At 34.7% G+C, this 22,215-nt stretch carries 17 protein-coding genes; 10 read left to right on the top strand and 7 right to left on the bottom strand.

What is annotated here, in order from left to right:
• Positions 1-111: 111 nt before the first annotated feature.
• The 5 genes from J3U66_RS04735 to J3U66_RS04715 form a co-directional block, all read right to left on the bottom strand.
• Positions 112-1,089 carry a PfkB family carbohydrate kinase gene (locus J3U66_RS04735; protein ID WP_267332576.1) on the bottom strand — a complete coding sequence of 326 codons (978 nt, stop codon included), beginning with the start codon at positions 1,087-1,089 and terminating at the stop codon, positions 112-114.
• Positions 1,067-2,101, bottom strand: coding sequence for an ADP-ribosylglycohydrolase family protein (locus J3U66_RS04730; RefSeq protein ID WP_267332577.1), 1,035 nt, complete (start codon positions 2,099-2,101; stop codon positions 1,067-1,069). Before J3U66_RS04730 ends, J3U66_RS04735 begins: the two co-directional genes overlap by 23 nt.
• A 70-nt stretch (positions 2,102-2,171) precedes the next feature.
• Positions 2,172-3,422 (bottom strand): nucleoside permease, encoded by a 1,251-nt coding sequence (locus J3U66_RS04725; RefSeq protein ID WP_267332578.1) that lies wholly within the window; start codon positions 3,420-3,422, stop codon positions 2,172-2,174.
• Between the two features lie 684 nt (positions 3,423-4,106).
• The gene (locus tag J3U66_RS04720; protein ID WP_267332579.1) at positions 4,107-6,410 is read right to left on the bottom strand and encodes a TonB-dependent receptor domain-containing protein; all 2,304 of its coding nucleotides are present in this window, start codon (positions 6,408-6,410) and stop codon (positions 4,107-4,109) included.
• Between the two features lie 104 nt (positions 6,411-6,514).
• Positions 6,515-7,366 carry a heme/hemin ABC transporter substrate-binding protein gene (locus J3U66_RS04715; protein WP_267332580.1) on the bottom strand — a complete coding sequence of 284 codons (852 nt, stop codon included), beginning with the start codon at positions 7,364-7,366 and terminating at the stop codon, positions 6,515-6,517.
• Positions 7,367-7,591: 225 nt separating this feature from the next.
• Here J3U66_RS04715 and hutW point away from each other — a divergent pair, with 225 nt between their 5' ends.
• From hutW to J3U66_RS04675, 8 genes are all read left to right on the top strand, one after another.
• Positions 7,592-8,992, top strand: coding sequence for a heme anaerobic degradation radical SAM methyltransferase ChuW/HutW (gene hutW / locus J3U66_RS04710; RefSeq protein WP_267332581.1), 1,401 nt, complete (start codon positions 7,592-7,594; stop codon positions 8,990-8,992).
• Between the two features lie 28 nt (positions 8,993-9,020).
• Positions 9,021-9,521, top strand: a complete 501-nt coding sequence (gene hutX, locus J3U66_RS04705; RefSeq protein ID WP_267348193.1) for a heme utilization cystosolic carrier protein HutX — start codon at positions 9,021-9,023, stop codon at positions 9,519-9,521.
• Positions 9,522-9,529: 8 nt separating this feature from the next.
• Entirely contained in the window at positions 9,530-10,168 is a 639-nt protein-coding gene (locus J3U66_RS04700; protein ID WP_267348191.1) for an NAD(P)H-binding protein, read from the top strand.
• 46 nt (positions 10,169-10,214) lie between these two features.
• Entirely contained in the window at positions 10,215-11,204 is a 990-nt protein-coding gene (locus tag J3U66_RS04695) for a FecCD family ABC transporter permease (protein WP_416379528.1), read from the top strand.
• Positions 11,205-11,220: 16 nt separating this feature from the next.
• Complete coding sequence (locus J3U66_RS04690) at positions 11,221-11,997, top strand: heme ABC transporter ATP-binding protein (protein WP_267332585.1); 777 nt, start codon at positions 11,221-11,223, stop codon at positions 11,995-11,997.
• 82 nt (positions 11,998-12,079) lie between these two features.
• Positions 12,080-13,081, top strand: a complete 1,002-nt coding sequence (gene zntB / locus J3U66_RS04685; protein ID WP_267332586.1) for a zinc transporter ZntB — start codon at positions 12,080-12,082, stop codon at positions 13,079-13,081.
• Between the two features lie 36 nt (positions 13,082-13,117).
• Positions 13,118-13,885: a GNAT family N-acetyltransferase gene (locus J3U66_RS04680; protein ID WP_267348189.1), complete on the top strand. Its 768-nt coding sequence runs from the start codon at positions 13,118-13,120 to the stop codon at positions 13,883-13,885.
• 15 nt (positions 13,886-13,900) lie between these two features.
• Positions 13,901-15,793 (top strand): DNA topoisomerase III, encoded by a 1,893-nt coding sequence (locus J3U66_RS04675; protein WP_267348188.1) that lies wholly within the window; start codon positions 13,901-13,903, stop codon positions 15,791-15,793.
• Between the two features lie 63 nt (positions 15,794-15,856).
• Here J3U66_RS04675 and J3U66_RS04670 read toward each other — a convergent pair whose 3' ends face one another.
• Positions 15,857-16,555, bottom strand: a complete 699-nt coding sequence (locus J3U66_RS04670; protein WP_267348187.1) for a hypothetical protein — start codon at positions 16,553-16,555, stop codon at positions 15,857-15,859.
• 696 nt (positions 16,556-17,251) lie between these two features.
• Here J3U66_RS04670 and mgtA point away from each other — a divergent pair.
• Positions 17,252-19,960: a magnesium-translocating P-type ATPase gene (gene mgtA / locus J3U66_RS04665; RefSeq protein WP_267348185.1), complete on the top strand. Its 2,709-nt coding sequence runs from the start codon at positions 17,252-17,254 to the stop codon at positions 19,958-19,960.
• Between the two features lie 358 nt (positions 19,961-20,318).
• Here mgtA and J3U66_RS04660 read toward each other — a convergent pair whose 3' ends face one another.
• Positions 20,319-20,534, bottom strand: coding sequence for a YdcH family protein (locus J3U66_RS04660; RefSeq protein WP_267332591.1), 216 nt, complete (start codon positions 20,532-20,534; stop codon positions 20,319-20,321).
• A 108-nt stretch (positions 20,535-20,642) separates the two neighbouring features.
• Here J3U66_RS04660 and J3U66_RS04655 point away from each other — a divergent pair, with 108 nt between their 5' ends.
• The gene (locus tag J3U66_RS04655) at positions 20,643-22,163 is read left to right on the top strand and encodes a helicase HerA-like C-terminal domain-containing protein (protein ID WP_267348183.1); all 1,521 of its coding nucleotides are present in this window, start codon (positions 20,643-20,645) and stop codon (positions 22,161-22,163) included.
• Positions 22,164-22,215: the final 52 nt, after the last annotated feature.

The following is a 22,215-nucleotide window of genomic DNA, read 5'->3' as shown; positions in this document are numbered from 1 at the left end:
ATTATAGTCAAATTGGCGCATTAAAAAGGGGGAATAAGTCCCCCGATTGTCTTTTTGCGATTGTTATGTCTAGTAACGAATGAATAAAAAATTTGTTTAAAAACGGTTCACTTATTCTTGTTTTATATGTTTAATAAGTTGTTGCCTGGTTGGTGAACAGTCCGCACCTTTTTGACCAACAGTGTAAGATGCAACTGCATTGCCTAACGTAACTGCATCGGATAAAGACCAACCAGCTGATAAAGCAGCAAGCACTCCTCCTGCATGATTATCTCCTGCACCAATTGTATCGATTACTGTGACTGGAAATATATCCACCCACTTTTGTTCTCCTTTTTGATAAACGTAGGCACCTTCGTAATCTAATCGAATAATGATTGGTGTATGATGCTTGGTAAACCAATTATGGGCAAAGTTTTGTACAGCATCTTTAAAATTGCTAGATTTACTGTCAAGACCAAGAAATTCAGCCTCTTGTCGATTGACCGATATAATGGGTTTTAAAGCGAATAACCGATCAAAAATTTCGGAATTTAACGTTGATATTCTTGGACCAAAATCAATAAAAAGGTCAAAAGGTTGAGAAAGAGATTCTACCCAATCGAGAATTTCGGATCCTGTTTTACTCGATAATTGGTAACCACATAAATAAATTATTGCGTTTTTTTCTATATGAAGATTAGCAAGTAATTGTTTATTCCAAGTACTTTCAATACCTTCAATAGTAAAAAAAGTTCTCTCACCTGTGGGGTCAACCAGCGCCAAACACCAGCCATTATCCTCTTCAAGATGAGTAAACTCTGATACAATCTGATGATGTTGCATTAATTGGCTAATTTGTGTTGCCCAAATACCCGTTCCAATAGGTAGCGCATTGTATGATTGCATACCTAATTGTTTTAGCATTAATGCAATATTAAAGGCACATCCTCCTATATGTTTTTCTTGCTGTGATAACAAAACTTCACCACCTGAGCTGGGAATAAAAGGAGTTTGCATCACTAAGTCAATAACGGCAGCGCCAATAAGACAAATTTGCCGTTTAGTTGTTAAACACTCAATTTGCCTAATGAGCTGTTGGTTGACCATTAGCTGACTCCTTTATCTGTCTTAAACGATAAAACTCTTTGCTATAGTGTGTAAAATCTAAGTGATTAGCTTCATTAAGTTGTTTTATCCATAATGGATTGATACTCTCAACTCCATTTAGTGCACCACAAATTGCGGTCGCCATTGCACCAATAGTATCTGTATCACCACCAAGATTTGCACAAAGTATGGCTGATTGATTAGGATCGGTTTTTGCAATTTCAACTATTGCTAATGCAGCGGGAACGGCTTCAAGTGTACTGGTGCCAGCACCGACAATATTATAAATATCGGACAGCTTAGACTGAACGCCCCCTGGCTTTTCAGCCAGATTAAGTGCCAGCTCAATTCGTTTTGATATTGAAGGGCTAAACGTGGTTATTTTTCGTGTTTGAGCAATATCAGCAATCGTTGCTAAACCTAATTTAATTTGTTGCCAACTACAATGATCAATTGCTTTAGATATAGCCCATGCGATGGTGACTGCGCCAGCAATGGCTATATCTGACTTATGTGTTGGGCTTGAAGCAAGCGTAATTTGTTCGATGAAATCATCTAAATTATCTGCCGGCAACAAACAACCTAGTGGCGATACACGCATTGCCGCCCCATTTGTTGTTCCATTATTTTCTAATGAATCAATTGATTTGCCTTGCGAAATTTGATTAAGTGCAATTTTTGAAGTTGGTCCTAAGACATTTTTGTTAAATGCATCGAAATTTTGTGCCCACTTCATTATATTATTGGCAATAGTGTTTGGCTCAATTTGGCCATTACACTCAATAATGGCATCTGCAAGCGCGAGTGCCATTGAAGTATCATCAGTAAATTCAGCTTGATTGAAATAACAGGCTGCATTATTTTCTTTCGGACCTGGTAAAAAAGTATCTATCCATCCAAAATAGGACTGTACTTTTGTTCTAGGCCACAGTTCAGATGGCATTCCCATTGCATCGCCAATGGCTTGTCCATAGAACGTACCTAATATTTTATTTTCCTTAGAAATTGACATGATATCCTCTATCTTATTCTATGAATTACTCGTAAAGTGATTTATTACCAGCATAAATACGAGATCAATGTTATTGCAATTGATCAACTCTAATTGGTTCAATTTCACGTTTTTCTCTGAAAAATAGAAGAAATATTACTGCAATGACCACAATCATTATTGCACCAAAGCCCCACATGCCAGCCCAGTTGTAAGTTAAACCATTTTCAGGTGTTTCATATTTGAAAAAGTATTCCATCATTGTTCCACCTAAGTTATAACCAACTAAATTTCCTAAACCTAAGCAGAAAAGTGAAAATAATCCCTGAGCAGAGGCTCGAACGTGTGATGGAGCCTTTTTATCAACATAGACATAGCCGGTAACGAAATAAAAATCATAACTAACGCCATGGAGTAAAATACCAATAAATAACAAACTATAAATAAACAGATTATCCACACCGCCATAGACAAACAAGCCATAACGTATGCCTGCGGTTATTAACCCGAGCATCAATACATTTTTTATACCATATCGTTTGATAAAGAGAGGAAGACAAAGCATAAATAGAATTTCAGAAACTTGGCCAAGGGATAGCCATCCAGTTGCATTTGTCATGCCTATTTCAGTAAGGTAACCATTTGAAAAAGTATAATAAAAAGCAAGTGGAATACAGAACAAAAATGAACATAGTGTAAATGTTCTAAATTCTCTATCTTTTAATAAAATAATAGCATCTAAGCCTAAAATTACTCTTAAGCTGATTTTGCCAGTACTTTTTGGTGGTGTATTAGGTAACATAAATGCAAATAGTCCTAATACGGCAGAGCTTATAGCCGTGATGATAAGCGGAATATTACTTTTCGAAATATCACCAAAGCCTAGCAGGGTTGGTAAAAAACCACATACAACGCCAGATGCTATCCAGCCAATTGTGCCTAATACTCGAATACGTGGAAAGTAACGTTCTGCATCACTGACATTTGATAAAGCAATGGTATTGGTTAAAGCCACAGTTGGCATATAAGTTAAAGCATATAAAAATAATATAGGGAAAAATAGGTTGAAAGTTGTTTGTTGTGCTGCAAGGTACATTAAAAGTGCACCGAGTAGGCATAACACAGCTAACACTTTTTGTGCTGCAAAATAACGATCTGTAATCGAACCAATAATGATTGGAGAAATCACTGCTGCCATTGCAGTCGTTGCATAACACAGACTAATTTGCGCAGCAGAAAAACCATGATAACTCAAAAACTGCCACAAAGGCACAAACCACGCGCCCCAAATAAACCACTCAAGAAACATCATAGAAGAAAGCTTTATATTATTCATATTCATATAAATGAACTCCACTTGTATGTTACAATTATCTATAGGTTATATAAAGGTATTGCATCGCGACAATATTAACACAGGAATTCGAAGTTAGTAAGAATTGTTTATTTTTTTAGCAAAATAAATTTAAATTCGTTATTAACAATATAAAAGGATAAAGATAATTTTATTTGAATATTAATCACTTATATCGTTTTTTATTTTTTAAAATAAACTTTCTTGTTATCGATACTATAAGATGGAATATGAGTAATGCTTACTTGATTGAGCAATTTATACGTATTTTTAGCTAACTTTTAGCAAGGATTAAATGTTTATATAACCTTTATAACCAATCATTTTAGCTGCAATTAAATAGTTTTATAATGACTCTTCTCTCAAACGTCTGTAAGTTAATTCGCTTTTTATTTTGCTGTTACTTAGCCTTCATAATAATAAAAAGTCTATCTTCTATGTGTAAAATCTGTTGTGTGGTCTATTTTTTAGCACATAGAATGAAAAATCTACATAATTGTTTGAATCGATAGGTTATAGACTATTTTGTGCCATTAACTATTTTTATCGATATTTGTAAATCATATAATTTTCAGTTTTTATACATTCGCATTGTGCATAATTTTAAATTTATTACTGTAAAAGTAATCAAAGTCAGGTTTAACCTAACTTTGATACTAACTATTGTTGGGATTAAAAATCAATGTCTAAACCTAATTGGAAGGTTCGCCCTGGTGCTGTAAACATATCAAGATATTTATGATCAGAGGTGCTATATAGCTTATTATTACTCAAATAATCCCAATATTTTTGATTGGTAAGATTGTAAATACCCCCGCTTAATTTAACATTCTTGCTAATGTTGACATAACCGGTAAGATCGATAATTCCATGTCCTGGTACTCTAAAATACTCATCTTTTGAGTCAGTGATCGGTTTACCATCATTTCCATACGATTCGCGATTAGTCGATTCCGCTTTTTTCCCTTTTTGCAGCGTTGTTGTAATGGCAACCCCATAAAATTTATTTGGATCATCCCAAGCTAGACCTATAACGCTTTTTAATGGCGCAACAGAGTCCATTTCGACATTTTTATCACCTAAGTAATTGGATTTTGATTTACCTTGGTTATAGCCGATTGCGAATCTAGCACTTAAACCATTTACCGCATTAGACCATGTGCCAAAATTAAATTCACTGCTTAGTTCGGCACCATAAATATAAGCTTTATCGCGGTTTTCAGATTGATAAACGATACGATTACCCGTGCCGACAAAATCTTTTTTATATCGAGTATAGGCAATGAAGTTTTTATAGCGATTATAGAATACGGCTGATGATAACGTTATTCCTGAAACCGGATGTCCTTTTAAACCTAATTCAAAGTTATTACTTGTTTCGGTTTTTAGGTTAGAGTCACCAACTAAAACATACATCTTACTATGAGCTAAATAAGAACCGTATAATTGATTTTGATTCGGCATTTGCGCACTACGTTTATATTGTAAGTAGGCAGTAAAATCAGGATTAATATCGTACATCAATGCAAGTGATGGTAAAATTTGGAAATCGCTATTATCACTGTACTGTTTGCTCAAATTAGATGAGTTGATACCCGTTACAGACATATTATCCAAATTACGCGGTTTAGTGTTTTGATATATCGCTCTAATACCCGGAACCAAATAGTAGTTATTTGTTTCGTTATAGTTAAAGCTAATACGGTCTTCAACAAATCCACCTAATTGATAAGAACGGCTATCGGCTTGAGGTTTGGTATAGTCACCATCAGGAAAGATTTTACTATTTTCAGATTTAGCAGAAGTATAAAACGGTGATTCGTCTTTACCCCATTTAGCATTTAAACCCGCACTAATTTTTTGATTTTCGTAATTTTTTAATAATGTTGTAATAAAGTTATAAGTCTTAGTGTTATAGTTGGTTTGGGTATTAAAGTTTCCTTTAGTTTTATGACGTAAATCAGTATCATCATAAACATTAGTACGTTGATAACTTAATTGGGTCGTTAATATATCGATCCAGCTAAGGTCGGTTGGGCGCCACTGATCTTTGATAGATAAATTGAAGCGATTATTTTTACTTTTTTGGTGATCGAAAGATTCAATCTTGCTACCTGTTCTATTCCATGTATCGTAATGTGAATTTTTTGTTTTACTATTAAAGTCGATGGTTGTATTTAATAAATGTTCATCGGTCATTTGCCAGCCAAAACCGGCTAAAATGGAATTAGAGTGCCAATTTTCAGGATAACTGCTAATAGAATCCCCATGATTTCTTGTTTGCTGACCATCACGACGACTCAAAACTAATATACCATTAAGATAATCATCACCACCTGCCATGGTTAGCCCTTGATGATAACTATGATCTGCTGAATCGTAGTTATTTTGGAAACCAAAATAACTTGTTTTACCTGGGTATAAGTAGTAACTTGCTGTTTTTGTTTGGAATGAAACAGAACCCCCTAAAGCATTATTAGGATTACCAACCGAGGTTGCACCTGATTGAATATCAACTTTATTGTACATATAAGTATCAATATAATCACGCCCGATACCATAAGAACCAAATCCAGCCCGACCGACTGAATTTACGCGCCCTTGTGCAATGGGTAAAGGCATTCCATCAATATCAATCGATACGCGGTTTGCATCCAAACCGCGGATGTTATAACCGGTAAATCCACCTCTATCCCAACTACTTTTTCCACTTCCTGAACCAGAAATAGTGCCTGAAGCCGAAATCAGGGGTTGATAACGCATGATTGTTCCAAAATTTGTTCCGCCATCACGTCTAATATCTTGTTCAGAAATTTCAGTATTTGTGCCCGGTTTTTTGAATGCTTCATGCGCGGTGACAGTCATCGTGTCATTAATTTTATCGTCATCATGTTTTTCAGCGGCAATACTCGGGACTGCAAAAGTCAGACCCAAAGCTAACGTGCTGGTTTTTTTTAAATTTGTAAAATTGAACATTGTAATCCTTTTAGACTTAGTAAATTAAATAAAATGATTCACTTCAATTGCTTCTAATTTGTTGTCAAACATTATTAAAATTTATATAAAAATCAGGATGAACTTCATTTTGGATAGAAGCTTTGGTATAAAATTTTTGTAATCTCATCAACTCTTGGTCCTATCCCAAAAAGATATTGATCATCAACAACAGTTATACGGTGATTTTTGTAAGCATCTGTTTCTGTAATACCTGGGATAGTATTGATTTTGTCTAAACCACCTAACTGTTCAATAGAGTGGGTATTAAATACAATAACCTGCGGATTCATCACAATTAGCGATTCAGGGGTATAACTTTTATAACTTGTATGTGTGGCTAAATTTTCACCGCCAGCAATCGTGATTAACGCATCCGCTGTTGTATTTTTACCCGCAACTGAATTGGTCCCAGCCATGCTCATTAAGAAAAGCACTTTTGTTTTTTTATGATGATTGGAAATGTCTTTTTGGATTTGTGAAAGATTGGTTTTAATTTTATTGATTAATTGCTGTCCTTCGGTTTTTTTATTTAATTTATCAGCGATTTTATCAATATTTTCATATAGTAAATCAACAGTACCAGGGATTCGGTTTAACGCCAATACACTTACCTTAGCCTTGCCAACTTGAGCAAAGATATTATCAGGTTCTATATCTTTAAATGCGATAAAAAGAGAGGGGTGTAAAGATAAAATTCCTTCAATATTTAATAATTTCCAATAACCAATTTGAGGTAGATTTTTTACTGATTCAGGATAGGTACTCGTTTTATCAATACCAACAACTTGCTCACCTGCGCCTAGGGCATAAACAATTTCAGTTAAGCTTGCCCCTGCAATAACGATTCTTTCATTAGCAAAGCTATAATTAATCAAACCATTGAAAACAAAGATGAATAGTAGCGCAGTTACTTTTGTCATAATTTTTTTTAACATTTAACACTCCCTGTGTCTCGGTATTGAGGGTAGTAATATAGTGAAAATGATAACTATTATCAATATTGTCATATAAATTATTTTATAAATCTTATTAATTACTATATTTTTTAGCAAAAAAATTAAATAAATATCAATTAATTATAAAATAAATTAATAAAAAATATTGATAAATGATAATAATTATTATTTAATCTTGGCAAATTTTATTTACACATAGCCGTTATGAAATCGTTAGATGTGAGTGCTTTTTTTGCTGCGAATTCCGTTTTACCTTTTAAAAATCGTTGGGCAGTAATGCCTTTACAAGCAAGTTTACCGCTGGACCAAGACTTAATTGAAAAGCAATGGGAAAATATTCAATTATCTGAATTGAAAGGTAAAAAAAGGTTAATTTATGTGCATGTGCCTTTTTGTGATATTCATTGTCAATTCTGTGGTTTTTATCAAAATCCACTACGTAAGCATAATACCGAAACCTATGTTGACTATCTTTTACACGAGATATCGTTAGAAATTACCAATAATGCCATGCAATCGGCCCCGATTCATGCAATCTATTTTGGTGGTGGTACACCATCAGCCTTGGCAGCAGGTCAATTGGCTAGAGTCATTCGCTATTTTAAGCAATTTGCACCCTTAGCTCCCGATTGTGAAATTACTGTAGAAGGGCGCATTTCTGATTTTGATGATGATCGCATTGATAGCTATATTGAAGCTGGAGCCAATCGTTTTTCGATTGGTGTGCAAACTTTCGATACGGATATTAGGCAAAAATTAGGTCGTCAATCTTCTAAACAACAAATTATTGATGGCTTTGAGCGTATAGCAGCTCGAGATAGTGTCGCGTTAGTTTGTGATTTAATGTTTGGATTACCTAACCAAACTTATCAAACTTGGCAACAAGATTTAGAAATAGTCGATAATCTACCTATTGATGGGGTTGATCTTTATGCCCTTAATTTACTGCCAACCACTCCTTTAGCTAAGGGCGTTGAAAATAAACGTATTGAGCTACCTTCAGTTACTGATAAATGCGATTTATATCAACAAGGCGCAAAGTATCTTGAAAAACAAGGTTGGCATCATTTAACTAATGCGCATTGGTCTAAAACCAGTCGAGAACGTAATTTATATAATTTTCTGATAAAGCAAGGTTCTCATTTTTTTGCTTACGGCTCGTGTGCGGGTGGACGATTAGGTGGGCACTCTTTTATGCTTAATCGTGATTTAGCAAGTTATTATGCGCAGCTCGATCAAGGTAAAAAACCATTAATGATGTTAACAGGTAAACCTTTAATTGGCGATTGGTTATATAAATTACAAGCAGGTATTGAAAAGGGTAGAATTGATTTAAATGGTTTAACCGATCATGCCGAATTATTCGATCCCTTAATTGAACAATGGTACCAAGTTGGTCTATTAAAAAATCAAGCACATTGTTTGCAATTAACTTTATCGGGACGTTATTGGTCAAGTAATATTCTTCAAGCTTTACAACAATTATTATTACAATTGAATAATCCAGAACATATTGAATTGCAACAAAAAATGGCAACGGCTAGACAGTCTATGAAAGCAATGCAGGGTATGTCAAAATCGGTTAATCATAAACAACATGTCTAAATAACATCACATCAATAAGGATACTTCTATGGTAGATAAACAAACACATTTAACTCACTTAGCAACTTATATGCAAACTAATCCAGAAGATTTGCTAGAAAAAATTGCACAAGACTATCAAGTTACTTTAACGCAAGTCATTCAAGCTATGCCAGAATCTAAAATTGTTGATGGTGATCATTTCGATGCTATTTGGGATGAAGTAACAACTTGGGGTGATGTAATGTTTTTGATTCATACAGGTGATATTATTGCTGAAATTTCAGGTGAGCTACCGCCTGGCACACATAGTCAAAAATATTTTAATTTACGCCATCAAAAAGGTTTAAGTGGTCATATTAAAGCTGAACATTGTCAATATATTGCGTTTATTGAACGAAAATTTATGAAGATGTCGACAGCATCGATGATTTTTTTAAATCATTTGGGACAGTCGATGTTTAAAATATTTGTTGGTCGTGATGAAAATCATCAACTTAAAGCCGATCAACTAGAAAAATTTAGAGCTTTGATGCAAAAATTCAATTAAAACATATTATGAAAACATTATTTATTTTTGGGGTAAGCCCAAATCAAGGTACGGGTTACCAACTAGCACAGTTGGTAAGACAACGTCATCCAGACTGGCGTTGTATTGTATTAGTTAGGCATGCAGATTTTGCCAAACAGCTTTCGCAACAAGGTATTGCAACTTATGTCGGCGATGCAACGAATACTACTTTGTTAAACGCTATGTTTGAACATGCTGGTGCTGACTCTGTCATTGTTTCAACTTTAGGTGGTGAAACAGGTAACTATACAGCACAGCGAAAGATTATTGATTGTGCAGAGCAAGCAGGTATTACCAACATGGTTTTGGTCACTTCTTTAGGCTGTGGTGATTCGTGGAACACGTTATCTGCTAGGGCAAAACAAGCCTTTGGTCACGCCGTTCGAGAAAAGTCATTAGCTGAAGTGTGGTTGCAAACAAGTTCGTTGTCGTATTTGATTTTACGACCAGGCGGACTACGTAATGGCGAAATTACTTATAGCGCTCAATGTTATTTTAATCAGGAAGTTCATGGCTTTATCCATCGAGCAGAGCTAGCTAATACGATTTTAACCAAAATAGAAAATAAGCAATTTGATAATTGTGCATATAGTGTGGTTGATCCTCATCTGGCCGTTCATAATTAATGCATATAAATATATATGATCAAGTTGATATTATCAGTGAGGTAAGTTGGTGCGTAATGTTAGTCAACGAATAATATTATGGGCATTATTGGTTATCCTTTGTGTGTTGATTATTTTTGCGGCAAACATTGGCGCACTTAAATTTCCCATTACCCAACTTGCAACAATGTCATTTGACGATCCGATATTAAATATTTGGCTCAATATTCGTTTACCTCGCATAATTTTAGCTGTTATTGTGGGAATGGCATTAGCCAGTTCGGGTGCGGTGATGCAGGGGTTATTCAGAAATCCATTAGCGGATTCAGGTCTACTTGGAATTAGTAGTGGCGCAAGTTTAATGGTCGGATTATCGATTTTATTTCCAACCATTTTTCCACCTATTATGATGCTTTACGGTAAGATGGTTGCCGCTTTTATCGGCAGTTTTTTTATTTGCTTGCTGATTTATCTTTATAGCCTGAACGAACAATGTAATTTAGCTAAAATGGTTTTATTAGGTGTAGCAATTAATGCAATTATTGCGGCTGTAATGGGCTGTTTAAGCTATGTTAGTGATGAATCTCAATTAAGACAATTATCTTTGTGGTCAATGGGACATTTAGGTAAAGGCTCTTGGGATTTGGTACTCGTTGCTATGTCTCTAATTGTTCCTGCATTAATTTGTATTTTTAAACTTTCTTATCAACTTAATATCTTGCAGCTTGGTGATGAAGATGCGCACTATCTAGGTATTAATGTCCTTCGTATAAAGCAATATTTATTATTACTTTGTGCATTATTGATAGGCACAGCTGTTGCCGTGAGTGGTATTATCGCTTTTGTTGGTTTAGTTGTTCCACATATGATTCGTTTACGGATGGGGGCCAATCATCAATGGTTACTGCCGGGTTCTGCACTTGGTGGCGCTTGCCTGTTATTATTGGCCGATACACTAGCTCGAACCTTGATTGCCCCAGCTGAAATACCTGTTGGACTGTTCACCAGCCTCATTGGTGGTCCCTATTTTCTTTGGCTGATTTTAAGGCAGAAGTAACAGATGGAATTAGATCATGATGTTAATTGCAAATAATTTAACATTTGCTTATGGCAGTAAAACTATTATTAATGAGGTTTCTTTGACCATTAATGCTGGTGAAATTGTCATTATTATTGGCCCCAATGGTGCGGGTAAATCGACTTTGTTAAGGCTGTTAACGGGGTATCAGCAGCCATCATCTGGCGCGTGTTTTTTACTTAATAAACCATTAAACCAATGGTCGGCAAAACAGTTAGCGAAAGTTAGAACGGTGATGCTACAGCATAGTCAACTTACCTTTCCTTTCAGTGTTAAAGAAGTCGTTGCTATGGGACGTGCGCCTTACGGAAAAGACTATGTTGAGCAAGCTATATTTGAGACCATGGAGCAAACTGATTGTTTAAAATTAGCCGATCGCGATTATCGAAGTTTATCTGGCGGTGAACAGCAACGTGTTCAATTAGCAAGAGTGTTAGCCCAGCTGTGGCAACCTACGCCAAGAGAAAAATTACTGTTTTTAGATGAACCGACTTCAGCGCTCGATTTATATCATCAACAGCACACTTTAAGGTTATTAAAAAAATTAGCCAAGCAACAAAATTTAGCTGTGTGTTGTATATTACATGATCTTAATTTAGCTGCTTTATATGCGGATAAGATTTTATTACTTAATCAAGGAAAGATAGTTGAACAAGGCACACCAGCAGAGGTGATAACTGTCAATAACATTAAACATTGGTATGGCGTTGAATTAGGAATATATCCGCATCCAATAAATCAGGTTGTGCCACAAATTTATTTAACACCCTGAATAGAAATAACTATTATTCATAACTGCATTTTATATTGGTTTAGGTATATAATTATCTAAAATTAATTTACAGGTGTAGCTTATGGATCAATTTAACAACCCAAAATCAATTCCTGTTGCTCACTTATTGGCATCTCAGCCTATTTTTAGTTGTCAATTAGATGGCAAAGGCAAAGCTGTAAGCTTAGATGAAAATAGTGAAGCATCGGTTGAAAAACCCTGTTGGATTCATTTAGATTTTGCTAAGCCTGAAACAATCAATTGGATACACTCAACTACGATAATTCCTGATTTAGTCAAAAGCGAGTTAATCAAACCTAATCAGATTTCAAAGGAAATTCGTTTTGATTCAGGGATTTTAGTTGTACTAAAAGGGGTTAATTTCACACCAAATGAATTGCCTGACCCGATTGTAACATTTCGCTTTTATATTATTGATAACTTAATCATCTCCTCTAGACATCAGCAAATTGATGCTATTTTTCAATTAAAAGATAATTTAGAAAAAGGGATAGGGCCTGTCGATGTTGCTGATTGGCTGATTCAAGTTTCTGAACTGATTAGTGATCAAGTTAATTTGTCTTTTGATAGTGTACACAACAAAATTATTAAACTTGAAGATTTGGTGTTAAATCAGCATATTTTTTCCCATAAAGAGATAGGAAGAGTACGTAAACAACTGATTGTTTTACGTCGTTTATTATCACCACAGCGGGATATTTTTGTAAAAATTTCAACAGAAAGAATATCTTGGATTGATGACAATGACCGTCAACGTTTACATGATATTTCTAATCAGCAAAGCCATTATGTATCTGATATTGACAGTTGTTTATTAAGATTGGCATCAATTATGGAACAAATTAATAGCTTTTTGGCTGAATCGACCAATAAACGAATTTATTTAATGTCTCTATTTACCATTATTTTTACGCCAATTACATTCTTAACAAGCTTATTAGGCGTAAATTTAGCGGGTATTCCAATGAGTGAAAAGAGTTGGTCCTTTCTAGGATTAGTGTTAATAATTATTGTGATTTGTATTGGATCGGTAATATGGCTTAAATGCAAAAAATGGTGGTAAAACAGTGAATTTTTTAGTCAAACAGGGTAGATGATGGTGAACTTTCATAACGTTACCGATGTTAAAGCTATCAAGCCATTATTTAAAAAATTTCATCAATCCCTTTTGCAGGCTTATTGGCAAGGCAATATTGGTTATGCATACACTGATAACGCTTTACAACCCAACTCTGCAGTCGTGAATGTTGGTTGTTTCTTTTTTTGTGCAGGTTGCCCCAATCAGGATATGCTCAGCTATATTCCAACAATTTATGGTAACAATTATTTTATTGTTATTGCAGATGATCAAACTTGGCAAAGTTTGATAGAACGGACATATCCCAGTTGTTATGAGAAATTTACCCGTTATAGTTTTTATTCTGAACCATTATTTGAACGCCAAAAACTACAAGCTATCGTTTCACAACTATCTGAAGGTTATCGACTAAAAGCAATTGATGAAAATGATTATCAACAGATTACTTCGCTTGAATGGTCTAAGGACTTATGCAACAATTTTAACGCTTATTCTGAGTTTAGAAAATATGGATTAGGATGTGTTATTTTGAAAGATAATATTATTGTTTCTGGGGCGTCCTCTTATTTGGCATATAATAATTGTATTGAAATAGAAGTCGACACAATAGCGCAACACAGACGGAAAGGTCTTGGTTTGATTTGCTCAGCAAAGTTAATTTTAACCTGTCTGGAACGTCAGATATCACCCAAATGGGATGCACATAATCATGCGTCTTTAAAAATGGCGACTAAACTAGGTTTTATACTAAATAAATCTTATCAAGCTTATCATATTTGGCATTCATGATTAATATAACGTATTATGCAATCTAATCAATTCTATCGTCTTTTTATTGCTGAAAAACCAAGTTTGGCAAGAGCCATTGCTGATGTGTTACCTAAGCCTCATCAAAAAGGTAATGGTTTTATTAAAGCCAGCAATGGGGATATTGTCAGTTGGTGTATTGGTCACTTATTGGAACAAGCTACTCCGGAAGCCTATGATCAACGTTATAAAAAATGGACCATCGCTGATTTGCCTATTGTGCCCGAAAAATGGCTATTAACACCAAAAAGCAGTACTGAAAAACAATTTAATATATTGGTCGATTTGATTAAATCAGCCGGTCAAATAGTGCATGCCGGCGATCCCGATAGAGAAGGGCAATTGCTGGTTGATGAAGTGCTCAATTATTGTCAATTATTACCAGAGAAACGTAAAACTATTCAACGTTGTTTAATTAGTGATTTAAATGCTAGTGCTGTAGAAAAATCGTTGGAACAGTTACGTAGTAACCAAGATTTTATTCCTTTATCGACCTCGGCATTAGCAAGAGCTCGAGCTGATTGGCTTTATGGGATTAATATGAGCCGATTATGTACTATAGCTGGGCAACGCAATGGTTACCGAGGTGTATTATCAATTGGGCGTGTACAAACGCCTGTATTAGGTTTAGTGGTAAGGCGTGATTTAGATATTGAACAGTTTGTTCCTAAATCTTTTTATGAAGTCTATGCCGTTTTAGAAACTAAACATAAAGAGATCTTTAAAGCCAAATGGCAACCGAGTGAGGCTTGTTCCCCTTATCAAGATGAGGAGGGACGAATATTAGTTAAAAAATTGGCTGAGAATGTTTGTCAAAGGATAAAAAATCAAACAGGTATTATCGATAAAGTAAGTAATAAAAAGAAAGAGTTAGCTCCACCAATGCCATTTAATTTATCTACTTTACAAATTGAGATGGCTAAAAAAAATGGATTAAGTGCCCAAGAAGTATTAGATATTTGCCAATCTTTATATGAAAAACATAAATTAATTACCTATCCAAGATCTGATTGTCGATTTTTACCCCAAGATCATTTAAAGCAGATTAATGGCGTAAAATCTGCTATCGAAAATAATTGCCCACAACTGCAAACTGCTGTGGATAATGCTGATTTTACATTACGTTCTAAAGCTTGGAATGATAAAAAAGTCGAAGCTCACCATGCCATTATTCCTACTTTACGCAAAGTCAAAATGAGTAATTTATCAGAGCATGAAAAATCGGTTTATCAAATTATTGCAACGCAGTATCTGGCTCAATTTTATACGGCTTATAAATATGCAGAATTACAAATTGATGTTGATATTGAAGGTGGTAAATTTGTTGCGAAGGCTAATCAAATGCTTGATGAGGGATGGAAAGTATTATTCAGCACTAAAAATAGTCAAAATGAAGGGGAATTAGAGAGTAGTGAAAATAGCCCTTTATTGACTAAATTAGTAAAAAAAGGTGATAGTGTGCAGTGTATTGATGCTGAACTGGTGGACAAACAAACTGTGCCACCAAGGCCATTTACTGATGCTACCTTGCTTTCTGCTATGACTGGTATTGCGCGATTTGTCAAAGATCCTGAAGTAAAAAAAATATTGCGTGAGACAGATGGATTAGGCACTGAAGCAACTAGAGCTGGCATCATTGAACTTTTATTTAAGCGTCAATTTTTAACTCGACAAGGCAAATCTATTCGATCAACGCAAGTTGGCCGGAATTTGATACTTTCAATTCCAGAAACAATGTCTATGCCAGATATGACTGCCCATTGGGAATTACAATTAGATCAAATAAGTAAAAAGGAATTTTCTTATCAGGAATTTATGTGTCAACTAAATTCATCACTGGTGAATTTAGTTGAGCAACTCAGAAATAGTCGATTAAATATTCAATCTTAATTTTCTTGATTTAAAACTGATACTTAAATCCGGTTATTTGTCAGTGTGACATATTACTTATTTTTAATTATTGTTATCGCTCTCTTGCTCATTTTGAACAAAAACTTGCTCGGCAATGGATATATTGATTTTTTGATCATCTTCAATAATAACGGCAAGTTGGTGATTGGCTCGATTAAGGAAATCGTTATCCTTAAGAATCAATCTAAGCATATTGAGTCTTTTTATTACAGGCACAATAAATTGGCTAATAATAATTGTGATGATAAAAATGGTTAATATAGCAATGATTACACTAATAATTTCAGGTGATTTAAAAATAGTGTTGAGATTAGATAGTACAAAAATAATAGCAATAACCGCAGCTATACAGCTCACAACAAATTCTTTAACGAGAAAAAGTTTTAAAGGGTAAATTTTATTTTTCTCAATAGCAAAGTATTGGGTTAATGAATTTAACTGTGTTAAATCAATAATGTTATAAATATCACTATTGATTAAGGATATAGCAATTCTCTCCTTGTTACGATTGCCTGAACGATAAAAACACACTTTTTCCCAGAGTAATTTCTTTTTAATATTGTTTAAATAGTCTTTTTGATATTGTGGCTGTGGTGTTTTTTCTAAAATATCAGTGTACTTAATAATATTTTCAAAATAGTTACTTTTAGGTTTTTTTTTGAAAACAAACGCAATTATTGATAGTGCAAAAATAACGATTAAGTTGAGCCAATTATCATTAAATAATGTACTAAATTCCATTCTATTTATCCTAGTTTAAACAGTTATCATATTGTAACGGATTATGGATAAAACGTGTATCAATTCTACACTAAAATTGTTGCAGTTAAGGCAATAAGTGCTGTTTTTAAGCGTTCAAAGCCATTATTTGCCATAATAGGTTGACTTCTTTTTTTTAAAAGCGTATAACTTGCCCGCCTTTGGGCTTTTCTTACTTTTTTAACTATTAGGTGGTTAAAAATGAGGGTTAGGGAAAGTTGAAACGCAAAGGGTTTAGTTCAGTTTACAGGAGAAATATGGACGCTCATTCGGGTCACCCCAACAGCTGGGGAGACAAATTAAAACAAATCACCATCGGTTAATGACCTGTCTAAATATTCATTTTTTCAGTTCACAAGCCGAAAATTGATAAACGGTAACGGTGAACGATATGCATTTTTCTACACGCTATCACATAAATTCAAAACATCATTGCGCACATACACATATGCTATGTGTTTTATATCTGTCTGAAAAACATTTAGAACCACCGAGTTGTATCTAATACACATTTAATTTTCTTATTACTAATAAATTTTTGCGACATACCAACCTACAAGGTTAGTTTTGCTATGCAATAAATTTATGGTTGTTCACAAATTTTGATTGTCTATAGTTGATTTGCCAACTAGATGACGGGATCTTTTTGTCAAAAAATGATGAGTTAAGGTACAAAAGATGACAAAACATACATCAAATATAAATAACGAAAATCAAGTCGGCGTGAAAGCAATTAAAGAGGCGCAAAATAGTCTTGAAACTATTTTGTCTAAATATCAAACCAGCCTCTCTGGCTTAACGCAAGAAAATGCGAAAGAACGAATCGAACAATATGGAAAAAATGAAGTCGCACGAGAAAAAGTTCCTTCTTTTATTGTGCAATTATTGATGGCTTTTAATAATCCTTTCATTTTTGTATTACTAATTTTAGCCATTGTCAGTTTTATTACTGATTATTGGTTACCTTTACAAAAAGGTGAAGAAACCGATTTAACAAGTATTATTATCATATTAACGATGGTGACACTTAGTGGTTTATTACGATTTTGGCAAGAGTTCAGATCGAATAAAGCAGCGGAAGCATTAAAATCGATGATTCGCACAACCGCTACCGTGTTAAGGCGTCCACATAAAGATATGAATCCTGAACATTACGAAATTCCGTTGAATGAAATCGTGCCAGGGGATATTGTTTATTTGTCGGCTGGTGACATGATACCGGCTGATATTCGGTTAATTGAGTCTCGTGATTTATTTGTGAGTCAAGCAGTGTTAACCGGTGAATCCATTCCCGTTGAAAAATACGATACATTAGGCGCCGTTTCACAAAAAAATAGTGATCAGGTTAATCAAGCAGATATATCTAAAGGTAATATTCTTGATGTGAACAATGTTTGCTTTATGGGAACCAATGTAGTGAGTGGAACGGCAAAAGCAATTGTTGTGGCTACTGGGGCAGATACCCACTTTGGTTCATTGGCTAAATCTATTGTTGGATCTCGCGCTGAAACCTCATTTGACCGAGGTGTGAACAGTGTAAGTTGGTTACTGATTCGTTTTATGCTTATTATGGTACCAATTGTCCTTTTAATAAATGGGTTTTCTAAAGGGGACTGGGGCGAAGCTACACTATTTGCATTAGCTGTTGCTGTCGGGTTAACGCCAGAAATGTTACCAATGATTGTTAGTGCAAATCTAGCTAAAGGTGCGGTTGGCATGGCAAAACGAAAAGTGGTGGTAAAACGTTTAAATGCCATCCAAAACTTTGGAGCGATGGACATTTTATGTACAGATAAAACAGGTACATTAACACAAGATAAAATCATTTTAGAACATCACTTAGACATTAATGGGCAGGTTGATCCCTCTGTTTTACAACTGGCATGGCTCAATAGCTACTATCAAAGTGGAATGAAAAACTTGATGGATAAAGCAATCATTCGTTTTGCTGAAGAAAAAACCAGTGTTAAAAAAGTGGGTGTTGGCCTTTATAAAAAAATTGATGAATTGCCGTTTGATTTTGTCCGTCGCCGTTTATCCGTTGTGGTACAAAATGCTGATGATAGTCATTTAATGATTTGTAAAGGGGCAGTTGAAGAGATGCTGTCTATTTCGAGTTATGTTTATGAAAATGGTGAATATTTACCATTAGACGATAACCGTAAACAAGCGCTGATTGAACTTGCTCATAATTATAATAAAGATGGATTTAGAGTATTAGCCGTTGGTGTAAAAAATATTGCCGTAGGCGAAACAAAAAATCAATACAATGTGCAAGATGAAAAAGCATTAGCAATTCGTGGTTTTTTGACGTTTTTAGATCCACCAAAAGAGAGCGCATATGAAGCTATTTCAGCATTAAATGAACATGGTGTTGCCGTTAAAGTGTTAACAGGCGATAACGAGATTATCACTATTAAAGTGTGTCGCGAAGTGGGATTAGAGCCAGGGATTCCATTGTTAGGAACTGAAATTGAAAAAATGGATGATAATCAGCTCAAAGTACAAATAGAACAACGCACAATCTTTGCTAAGTTAACGCCATTACAAAAATCACGTATTATTCGATTATTACAGGATAATGGTCATACGGTTGGGTTTTTAGGGGATGGGATTAATGATGCACCTGCACTGCGTGATGCCGATGTTGGTATTTCAGTGGACACAGCTACTGATATTGCTAAAGAGTCAGCCGATATCATTTTGCTTGAGAAAAGCTTACTTGTACTAGAAGAAGGTGTAATTTGTGGACGCGAAACGTTCGGTAATATTATGAAATACCTAAATATGACCGCAAGTTCTAACTTTGGTAACATCTTTTCTGTATTAGTGGCTAGTGCATTTCTACCATTTTTACCCATGCTCGCGATTCATTTATTAATTCAAAACTTATTATATGATATTTCGCAATTATCATTACCTTGGGATAAGATGGATGAAGAGTTTTTACAAAAACCTCGAAAATGGGATGCGTTAAATATTAGACGCTTTATGATCTGGATTGGGCCAACATCGTCTATTTTTGATATTACCACTTATGCTCTTATGTGGTTTGTGTTTAGTGCGAATAGCATTGAAGCTCAGGCTTTATTCCATTCCGGTTGGTTTATAGAGGGGTTACTTTCCCAAACGCTTGTTGTTCATATGCTTAGAACGCAAAAAATTCCTTTTGTACAAAGCACAGCCGCTTTCCCTGTGATAGTGATGACATTATTTATTATGGCTATTGGTATTTATATACCTTTTTCACCGCTAGGGAGCCTAATTGGGCTTGAGCCTTTACCGTGGACATATTTTCCTTGGCTAATTGCAACGCTATTTAGTTACTGTTGTGTCGCTCAATTAATGAAACGTATTTATATAAAACGTTTTGGCCAATGGTTTTAAATTTATTATGTCAATATAAGTGATGTAAGTATTACATCACTTATATCATCAATTCAATTAAGCCATGTAAAGCCTAAATACTCGTCGTTTGGGACTATAAATACAAAGGTTGATTTTTTAAATAAAACCACTATATTATAAAATTAGATTATATAACAATAATAAGAAGGAAATATACATGAAGACACCACATAAAAATTCAATTATGCTAATTAAAAGCCGTAAACAGAAAAAAACACAAGAACAATTGGTGAAAAGTAGCTAATCATATCGTAGATAGTATTATAATAAACCCCAGAATTTGGGGTTTATTTTTTTAGTTCAACAATCGATGTATTCGAAACATAGATTCAATTTGCTAGTCAGACGCTTTTTTTAGTATTTCATAAAGTTCATCTTTTAATTTTAATTTTTGCTTTTTCAATGTTTCTAACATTTCAGTTGTATCGACAGCAATGCCTGATTCAATGTTTTTAATTTTTTGATCTAATTCATTATGCTCATCAAATAATTTTTGAAAGTGTAAATCAGTACTTTTTAATTTTGAGATTAATTCTCGATATTCAGGGAACATAGTAACTCCTTATTTCTACTTGATAAAATAATAATAATAGCAGTTATTGCTGTTTCAGCTTACAATATTCTTAGTTGTTTTAATAGCAATTTTTATGAGGATTAATCCATGAGTGAATCGATTGTTATTGCAAAAAGTGATAGTAAAGATTTGTCTATTCTTGCTTCAATGGCAAATCGACATGGTTTGATAACAGGTGCGACTGGAACAGGTAAAACCGTCACGTTGCAAAAAATGGCCGAGAGCTTTTCACAAATTGGTGTACCGGTTTTTTTAGCCGATGTTAAGGGTGATTTAACTGGTATTGGTGAAAAAGGGGTTTTGACGCCTAAATTACAAGCTCGCTTAGATAATATTCACGTTTCAAACTGGACCCCCGATTCCTGTCCTATGGAATTATGGGATGTTTTTGCTCAGAAGGGAATACCTGTTCGCAGTACTGTTTCTGATATCGGACCGATTCTGCTAGCAAGATTATTGAACCTTAATGATACCCAAGCGGGCGTGTTACAGCTTATTTTTAAAATTGCTGATGATAACGGTTTACTTTTAATTGATTTTAAAGATCTACGTTCACTGATTCAGTTTATTGGCGATAACGCAAAAAAATTTACAACTCAATATGGTAATATCTCTGCATCCTCGATTGGTGCTATTCAGCGTAGTTTATTGACGCTTGAGCAACAAGGAGCAGAATTTTTCTTAGGTGAACCTATGCTTGAGATTGCAGATCTAATGCAAATCAATGATCAAGGGCGTGGCGTTGTAAATATTTTGTCTGCAGAAAAATTATATAATTCGCCAAAACTCTACTCGGTGTTTTTATTATGGCTATTATCAGAACTTTTTGAGCATCTGCCCGAAGTTGGCGATCTTGAAAAGCCTAAACTTATTTTCTTTTTTGATGAAGCGCATCTACTATTTAATGATACTTCACCGGCATTACTCGAAAAAATAGAGCAAGTGGTGCGCTTAATTCGTTCTAAAGGCGTTGGGGTTTATTTTGCGACGCAAAATCCTACCGATATTCCCGATACAGTACTTGGTCAATTAGGTAATCGAGTGCAACATGCGTTACGTGCCTTTACCCCTAAAGATCAAAAGGCTGTTAAGGTTGCAGCTCAAACAATGCGAGCTAATCCAAGTTTTGATACAGAAAAAGCCATTATGGAACTTGGGGTTGGGGAAGCATTGATCTCGTTTCTCGATGAGAAAGGTCGCCCCAATATGGTAGAACGTGCATTTGTTATTGCACCCTGTTCACAAATGGGCCCTATGCCAGAAGATAAACAAGCCGCCATCATCCATGACTCACCATTCTATAAAAAATATTCGCAAACATTCGATCGAGAGTCTGCTTATGAAAAAATTCAGGCTGGTTTTAGCTTTAATAATTCAACTACCAACCAATTTGAATCTAAACAACAAGGTGATCAAACTGAAGCAAACCAACAAAACCATGGTGGCATAATGGATGTGCTGAGTTCTTTGATTTTTGGTAGCAAAGGACCAAAAGGCGGACAACACGATGGATTAGCACAGCAAGTCGTTAAAAGTGCAACCAGACAAGTTGTGAATCAAATTGGCAAACAAATTACCCGTGGGATTTTGGGTGGATTTAAAAAGTAACTAAACTAAAAACGATGATTGGTTACAATTAGAAAGCAAAATTAGGAGTATT

It is taken from the genome of Gilliamella sp. B2969, from assembly GCF_026536195.1.
Classification (GTDB): Bacteria; Pseudomonadota; Gammaproteobacteria; order Enterobacterales; family Orbaceae; genus Gilliamella.
The sequence above is the reverse complement of the archived record's forward strand: the minus strand, read 5'-3'. Positions and strand labels throughout refer to the sequence as shown.